The organism is Fibrobacterota bacterium, assembly GCA_019509785.1.
In the GTDB taxonomy this organism is placed as follows: Bacteria; Fibrobacterota; Fibrobacteria; order UBA11236; family UBA11236; genus Chersky-265.
The window spans coordinates 1,094-8,408 of record JAEKLQ010000038.1 but is presented as its reverse complement, the minus strand read 5'-3'; the positions used below and the strand labels follow the sequence as shown (position 1 = coordinate 8,408).

Here is a 7,315-nt window from a genome sequence, read left to right as displayed (position 1 = left end):
GATCGGCTTCACCATGTCCATCTTCATCGCGGGTTTGGCCTTCGGCGCGGGCGGCGAACTGGATGCGGCCAAAGTCTCGATTTTCTTGGCGTCTTTCGCCGCCGGCTTGCTGGGTTACGTCTTCTTGCGGCTGCTCCCGGCTGAACGCGGGTAGGAAGCCGAAGAAATTACCGTCCTCTGAGGGACATGCCGGTTCTATCGGGCTCGCGAGATTAGATTTCCCTGGACGTATGCCATCCAAATTGCAAATCCGCTGGCTCGAAGAACCCGAAGAACACGATTACCCGGCCTCCGAATCATATCTCACCTTGGTCTTCCCCGCGAAGGAAGTGGCCCGGCTAGTTAGGAAGTTGCGGCGCGCGCCGGTGACGCTCTTCAAGGCTAAGGATATTTTCCGGGCTTCCCGTCTGACCCTGCTGGGCGTGAGTAATCTGCACGTGGAGCGCAATCGCAAGAAGATTAAGGCCGGCAAGCCGCTTTCGCCTTTGCTTCTGGTGCGCGACGGGAGCGGGGGGCTCATCATCGCCGACGGATATCACCGGATTTGTTCGGTGTACGGGTTCGATGAGGATGCTTTGATCCCGAGTAAGATCGTGTAGGACGTAGAACAAAGGCCTGATCGGATGCGACTTGATGAAATCGCTCACGTCTTCGGCCAAGCAGTACGCTGATCAATTTGCGTCTTTATCGCTTCAAGACACTTATATACGCCCAATTCCAATGTCTCGTCGAACATCCTCTTCATGGTCTTCTCGGATGCTTTTTGGGACTTTCTTTGCAATTCCGCATTGCCCGAACACTCTCCAACCTCACCTTGTTCCAAAAGTACCTGCGTTGTAACTTTTACCTTGGTGAATTCGTCAGCATGCCAGAAGAAGACCTGGTATCCGACCTGCGCCTCATCCACTTTTATGATTATGGATGCGTTTTTTCCAATGCCGGTCCAATTTCGTTTTGCTTGCGCGAAAATTACGGAAGAGTCTATCGAATCAAGCGGGCTCTTGAATATGCTTGGGTGATTGGGATTTAAGAAGGCGACATGAATTTTCTGTTGCTCCCCCCTTTTATCCTCGATTCTGATCGATTTAATCGTCCCATTTATTTGCAGACCCGGGAACTTTTCCACTGAGTAGAGCAGGTATCGAGGCGCGCAACCCGTAACCAGAAACAAAAAAGCGGATAAGATGATTTTCATTATACCGCTCCGCGTAGTTATTCTTGAGGGGATTCAAATCTTAAATATTTATCGGGGGAAAACGAATACACGAATAGCCCTCTAGGGTTTACCGGGTTCCTTTCAAGACAGCCCCTGGATTGCCGCCTGCGCCGACCGCCGCCGGAAGAGCCAATACGGGAGCAAAGCCGCCGCCACCGCCATCCCTGCGAAGGCCAGCCACACCGGCCCGCTCTCCCAGAGATACGATGGCACATCCGCCCGCGAAGGCAAAGCGCTCCGCAAATACCCCCGCAAGAAAGGAAACAGACACGCATCCAAAACCGCTCCGCCCACACAGCCAAGGGCAGCGGGCAGCAGGCCCTGCCATAGCGCCATGGCCCGCAGTTCCCGGCCCGTATAACCCATGGCCCGTAGCATGGAGAAATGCCGGATCTTTTCTTCCAGCGAACCGATCGATAGCCCCAGCAGGCAAAAGGCCGAAAGCAAAAGGGACAATATCGCGGCGGCCCCGCCCATCGCCCGTCCCGACGCGGTCAACGATCGCAGGGTCGCCAGGCCCTCATCCACTTTCACGAACTGGGCCACCGTCCGCTTGTCGACCAGATCGCGCAGGGCCTCCGTGCGGCCCGGTAGCGTTTCGATCAGCATGTAATTGAGGACATCGGATCCCCAGACCGAATTCGCCAGTAAGCCCCCGCGGGCCAACAGGCGACGGGCTTCCGGTAGATTTGTGAAGACGGCCGCGTCCCAAGAATTCCCCATGTGCCCAAGTATGCCGGAGACCTTCAAAGGATAAGGGATCACCCATCCATCCGCTTTAATGGAGGCATCATCCGCGCCACCGGACGCATCAGCGTTTCCCGATTCCGGCCAAGGCGCCGCCAGGAACGTGTCTCCTACCTTAAGATCGGCCTCGCGGGCGATACGTTCCCCGAGCACGGCCTGTCCCGAATCAGATGACCAGTTACCTTGGTTTAATCCGAACGTGAACCCCGGCCCGGATAATTTCAGAACGTCGGCATTGGTTCCGATGATAGGTCTACCGTGGAACCTCCCTCCATAGAGCATGGGCACGATAACTTTGTGGAACGGCCGCTCGGGCGCGCCTCCGGAGGCGCTCAGCTTCTCGTGGTTGCGCAGGCTGAAGTAGAGACGGTCGGGGATGAAGCCGGGGTAGGGGCCTTCCGCGTTCAGGCAGCCGAGCACGATGGCGACTTCGCCCGCCTTGGCCCCGATGATGACGTCGCCGGCGCGGGCCAGTCCCGCGAAGCGCGCTTCGGCCACCTTCGCGAGGCGGAACAGCATTCCGGAAAGCGCGATGGCGAGGGACAGCGCGGCAACGGACAACGAAGCGGGGCCGCGGCGGCGGGAGAAATCGGCCCAAGCCAGGCGCCAAGGACTCATGTGTCGATCAAGCTCAGGAAATCCCGCGGAGCGTCGAAATGTTCGCGCGTGCGCGGGTCGTGGCTGACCACTATCAGGGTCCTGCCGGCCGCGGCTCCGTCGGTCGCTTTACCCGCCGCTCCTCCCTTCGCTTTTCCTGTCACTGCTCCCGCGGCTTCGCCCCGCGCTCCCGCAGCTTCGCACAAGGCGTCCATAACCGCGCGGGCATGGGGACCGTCCAGGCTGGAGGTCGGCTCATCGGCGAGAATCACGTCCGGAGGGCGGGCCAACAATCGGGCCGCCGCCACGCGTTGGCTCTCGCCTGGCGAAAGCGTGGCCGCCCTACGATCGCGAAGTTCGGCGATCCCCAACCGATCCAACGCCGCAACGGCGCGATCGCGGTCCTCCCTAGTCAAGGCCTCCAAGCCCACCAAGGTATTCTCCAAGGCGGTCAGATGCCCGATGAGATTGAAGCGTTGGAAGAGGATGCCGAAGTGGCGCCGGCGGAAGCGGCAGCGCGCGTCCTCGTCCATGCCGGTGATGGCCTCGCCACCCACCGAGATACGGCCGCTTGCGGGGAGGAATTGGCCGGACAGCAAGTGCAGGAAGGTGGATTTCCCGCTGCCGCTGGGGCCCTCGATCAAAAGGCGGGATCCGGAAGGGATGTCCAGGCGGGACAAGGCGAACAGGGGCTTATCGCGTCCTGTAATCTTCATAACGATATCATCTACTTCGATGCGCATCGGCCGGCGGGCGCCTCCCGGAGCGAACGGGTTTGCCGGTTCGCGCCCGATTCCGCCGCCGGGCCGGCGCCTGAATCCGGCCCGCGGCGGTGTTCCGACGGGTCGCCGGAAAGCATTCCTGGATTCATTCCAGGCGGAATCCCTTCCAAGCTATCACATTTCCAGGGCCCGAGCACGGGTTCCCGGGCCCGGGAGCGATTTTTAATCCCGTTTTAATCCCCCCCTAATTCCGAATTGCTACCCTCTTTGACGTGCGGCGAAGGAAGCGTCAGGTAAGATGTTCCCTTAGTCAATGGCCGCCGCGGGGATAGCCGTGAAAATCCTGGTCGTCGAGGATGAGAAGAAGGTCGCCGCGTTCATCCGCCGCGGCCTGATTGAGCAATCCTATTCAGTGGACATGGCCCACGACGGCATGGAAGGGGAGAGGCTGGCGCGTGGCAGCACCTACGACGCCATCATCCTCGATTTGATGCTGCCGCGCAAAAGCGGTTTCGCCCTGTGCCGCGCCATCCGCACCTTCGATGTCCGGGTGCCCATCCTCATCCTCACGGCCTTGGATTCGACGGAAGACAAATTGCAGGGGCTGGAAGCGGGCGCCGATGAATATCTGCCCAAGCCCTTCGAGTTCAGGGAGCTGCTGGCGCATTTACGTTCGCTGATGCGGCGGCGGGAAAACCTACCGTCTTCGGGGCTCCTTCGCCTCGCCGATCTCCAGATGGATCTGATCACCCGCAAGGTGAGCCGCGGCGGGCAGAACCTCGCGCTGACGGCGCGGGAATTCGCTTTACTGGAATACTTCCTGCGCAATCATGGCCGCGTCATCACCCGCACCGAGATCGCGCAAAAGGTCTGGGAGACTTCCTTCGATTCCGAAAGCAACGTCATCGACGTATACGTGAGCTTTCTCCGCAAGAAAATCGATAAAGGCTTCCCGGAGAAATTGATCCATACCCTGGTGGGCGTCGGCTACGTGCTGCGCACCGGCGAGCCGGCCTAAGAAGTGGTCTCATAAATGCGTTCTACTCCGGCCGGCTGCGGCGGCCAAGGGCTGCGTTCTCGGCCTCTCAAACCCGTCGGCGTACCTTCTAGGTACGCTCTCCGGGTTTTCGAGGCCTGCGGCCTTGCCCTTGACCCCCTCGCTCGGCCTCCGCTACGAACCCATTTATGAGACCACTTCTAATGCCCGATGACCCTGCGAGGGGAGAGAACGTCGCCCGGAATTTCGGCCCCGCTCCCCTCCGCGTCGCCCTTGTGGCTATTGCCCTGGCGTATTTCGCCGTCCTCATCGCCGATCACGTCCGCGCTAGGGGCCTGCGATCCGTGGTCCCTGGTCCCATCCTGTTTTTCGCGCAGATCGCCGATCTGTTTCCCGATGCCAGTTCCGGGATCATCGAGTACCGCGCCGAAGGCTGGCTTTGCGGGCAAAAGCGTTTCGTGGAATTGGACATGAGCAAGCTGTTCCCCATGCTGGCCGGCAACAAGGAGAACCGATTCTATCGCCTCATGCATTTCTATCGGCAGACTCCCGCGGTGCTGAAAGCCTTGGACGATTACTGCGTCAGCCATTACCCGCCGGTCGCGACCGAGACGGGCCCGGACCGCATCGGAGGCGTACGCTTCATGAGCCTCATCCTTCCGCTCCCAAACGATCCTTCCGAAGTCGTCCGGTATACCCGCAAGCCTCTGACCGAATATGCAGACGTGCCCCACCATCTCTGGTATCGCTCCACGTCCCGTAGGGCGGCCGAACGTTGCTCCGAACCGGTCATGCCCGGAGCGGAGGGCGGGTCAGGCGACCGATGAAGAGGACCGCAATACCGGTGAATTGGCTTTCCGCATTTTTCTCCCCGCAACCCCTGATTCGCCTCGCCTTTCTAAGGGTATGCCTGCCGCCCGCCATCCTCGGCTTCCTTTCCTTGCGCATGGTCCATGCCTCCGATTGGCTCAGCGTGAACGGTTTTTCCGTGCCGCGCATGGCAACCGGGGATTGGCGTCAGCCGCTTTACCTCGCGCCTCTGCAGGTGTGGCAAGCCTGGGCCCTTTGCGCCGCCACGGTCGCCGCGGGTACGGCCTTCTGCCTAGGATTTTACACCCGCCTAACGGGGGCCCTCTTCGCGGTCTGTCTCATTTACCTGGCGCTTGCCGATCGCCTGGCGGCCTTCACCGTCAGCAAGCTGGGGGCCGTCCTCATCCTGGCCTTGATCTTCACCCCGTGCGGGGAACGGATCTCCCTCGATGCGCTTCGCCGCGGCAGTGCGGCGAAAACCGTTTGCACCTGGGGCAATGCGCGCTTCTTCCAGGTCCTGCTGGTGCTCTTCTACTGCCTGGCGGGTCTGGCCAAGGTACGCGGGGATTGGTTGCGCGAGCCCAACGTGCTCTTCAGCCATCTGCAGGATTCGTATCAGACCTGGGGGTCCTATTTCCTGGCGCGCCACGTGCCGCTCGGGTTCTGGCATGGGCTCCGCTGGGTGGTGATGGGTTTGGAGGTGGGGGCGCCATTGTGGTTCATGTTGCCGTGGACCCGGCTCCCGGCCCTCTGCGCGGCCCTGGGAATGCATGCCTTCATCGGCATCGGCTTCGGGCCCGTCGCCTGGTTCGGGCTTCTGATGTGCGTTTACGTAACCGGGGCCTTCGCGCCGCCGGCTTGGTTGGAGGCCTTCTTCGCTTGGCCACGGAAGGCCCTGCGGGATGGGTTCCGCGGAAATGACGGCAGGAAAATCGCAGGAGGGTAAGATGAGCGAAGATCAGAAGATATTCTGGTTGGGATTCGCGGGAGTAGTGGTTATAGCCGTGGCCCTGATGGTGAGTTTTCGGGTGTTCGGGTGGCTGTAGGGGAGCGCCGAACACCTTCCCGTCCCTGAAGGTTGTATACTTTATCCCGCCCGGCTATTTGAACCAAGCTACCGCGGCGAACGAGGATAAAGATGGATACCACGGGCCGCGGACCCTCGCGCTCCCCTTCCGGACTTTTCACCAGGCTGCTCGCCGCCTATATCGCTTTCTCGCGCCGTTACCGCTTCCTGATCGTGGCGGCTTCCGTATTAGTGGGGGTCTTGGGCTCCTGGTATTCCACCCGCCTCAAGGTTGATCCGAATCTGGATGCGCTCCTGCCGAAGGATACCGAGACAATCCGGGCCATGCAACAGGCCAAGGCGCGCCTGGGAAGCTCGGACCTGTATACCATCGCCCTGTCCATGGACGATCCCGCCGAACTGGCCCGTTTACAGGATCGCCTGGCCGATTCCCTGCGCCAATGGCCCGAAGTCGTCTATGTGCAGGTCTCCCGGGATAATTCCTTTTTCCGCAGCCACGCCCTGCTTTATCTCCCGATCGATCAACTGCAGCGCATCTCCGCCCGCATCGAGGATTTGCGCCTGGATCTGGGCCATCGCGGTCCCTTGACCGTCGATCTCCTCGACGATGAACCCGCCCCGGCCGGGCCCGAGAAACCCTGGTTCGATGCCGATCTGCCCCAGCAATTGGGCCTGCCCGACGAAGCGGCCGAATCCTTCGCGCGCTTCCTGAAGAACGGCAAGCAGCCGGACCCCGCCCTGGACGCCAAAGCGGGCCTTCCCGACTCCTTGCATTCCCGCCTGATGGGCCGCGCCAAGGATGGACGCCTGGTGGCGCTGGTACAGGCTTCCCTGTCCAAGCCCAGCTCCGATTTCGATTTCGTGAAGACGGTGGTGTCCCGCAGCCATGGACTGCTCGATCCCTTGAAGGCCGAATACAACGGGCACCTGCAAGCGAGCGTAGAAGGGCCCTACCGCGAACTGGCGGAAGTGAATTCGCTTTCCGCCAACGGCATCCTGGCCACCGTGATTTCGGTCGGCCTCAACATCCTCATCATCGCGGTCTACTTCCGATCCATCGGGACCATGGCCGTCATCCTGATACAGGCCATCCTATCCTGCATCCTCACCTTGGCCATGACCACTTGGGTCTATGGCGATTTGAACCTGTATACCGCCTTCGTGGTTTCCATCCTGTTCGGCATGGGCATCGATTTCAC

The 7,315-nt window shown here is 60.7% G+C and carries 9 protein-coding genes; 6 read left to right on the top strand and 3 right to left on the bottom strand.

Going from position 1 to position 7,315, the window contains the following annotated elements:
• The coding region (locus JF616_10570; protein MBW8888187.1) for a Na+/H+ antiporter NhaA at positions 1-154 on the top strand (154 nt) is incomplete at its 5' end.
• A gap of 76 nt (positions 155-230) precedes the next feature.
• Complete coding sequence (locus JF616_10565; protein MBW8888186.1) at positions 231-599, top strand: hypothetical protein; 369 nt, start codon at positions 231-233, stop codon at positions 597-599.
• Between the two features lie 44 nt (positions 600-643).
• Here the strand turns inward: JF616_10565 and JF616_10560 are convergent, their stop codons facing one another.
• The 3 genes from JF616_10560 to JF616_10550 form a co-directional block, all read right to left on the bottom strand.
• Entirely contained in the window at positions 644-1,195 is a 552-nt protein-coding gene (locus tag JF616_10560) for a hypothetical protein (protein MBW8888185.1), read from the bottom strand.
• Positions 1,196-1,297: 102 nt separating this feature from the next.
• Entirely contained in the window at positions 1,298-2,581 is a 1,284-nt protein-coding gene (locus tag JF616_10555; protein ID MBW8888184.1) for an ABC transporter permease, read from the bottom strand.
• On the bottom strand, positions 2,578-3,276 hold the full coding sequence (locus tag JF616_10550; protein ID MBW8888183.1) for an ATP-binding cassette domain-containing protein: 699 nt from the start codon (positions 3,274-3,276) through the stop codon (positions 2,578-2,580). The genes JF616_10555 and JF616_10550 overlap by 4 nt, the downstream gene beginning before the upstream one ends.
• Positions 3,277-3,616: 340 nt before the next feature.
• Between JF616_10550 and JF616_10545 the strand changes: the two genes are divergently transcribed.
• The 4 genes from JF616_10545 to JF616_10530 form a co-directional block, all read left to right on the top strand.
• Complete coding sequence (locus tag JF616_10545) at positions 3,617-4,300, top strand: response regulator transcription factor (GenBank protein ID MBW8888182.1); 684 nt, start codon at positions 3,617-3,619, stop codon at positions 4,298-4,300.
• 254 nt (positions 4,301-4,554) lie between these two features.
• Positions 4,555-5,106 carry a hypothetical protein gene (locus JF616_10540; GenBank protein MBW8888181.1) on the top strand — a complete coding sequence of 184 codons (552 nt, stop codon included), beginning with the start codon at positions 4,555-4,557 and terminating at the stop codon, positions 5,104-5,106.
• Positions 5,103-6,035: an HTTM domain-containing protein gene (locus tag JF616_10535; protein MBW8888180.1), complete on the top strand. Its 933-nt coding sequence runs from the start codon at positions 5,103-5,105 to the stop codon at positions 6,033-6,035. The genes JF616_10540 and JF616_10535 overlap by 4 nt, the downstream gene beginning before the upstream one ends.
• 192 nt (positions 6,036-6,227) lie before the next feature.
• Positions 6,228-7,315, top strand: a 1,088-nt coding sequence (locus tag JF616_10530) for an MMPL family transporter (protein MBW8888179.1), incomplete at its 3' end; no start/stop codon positions are given.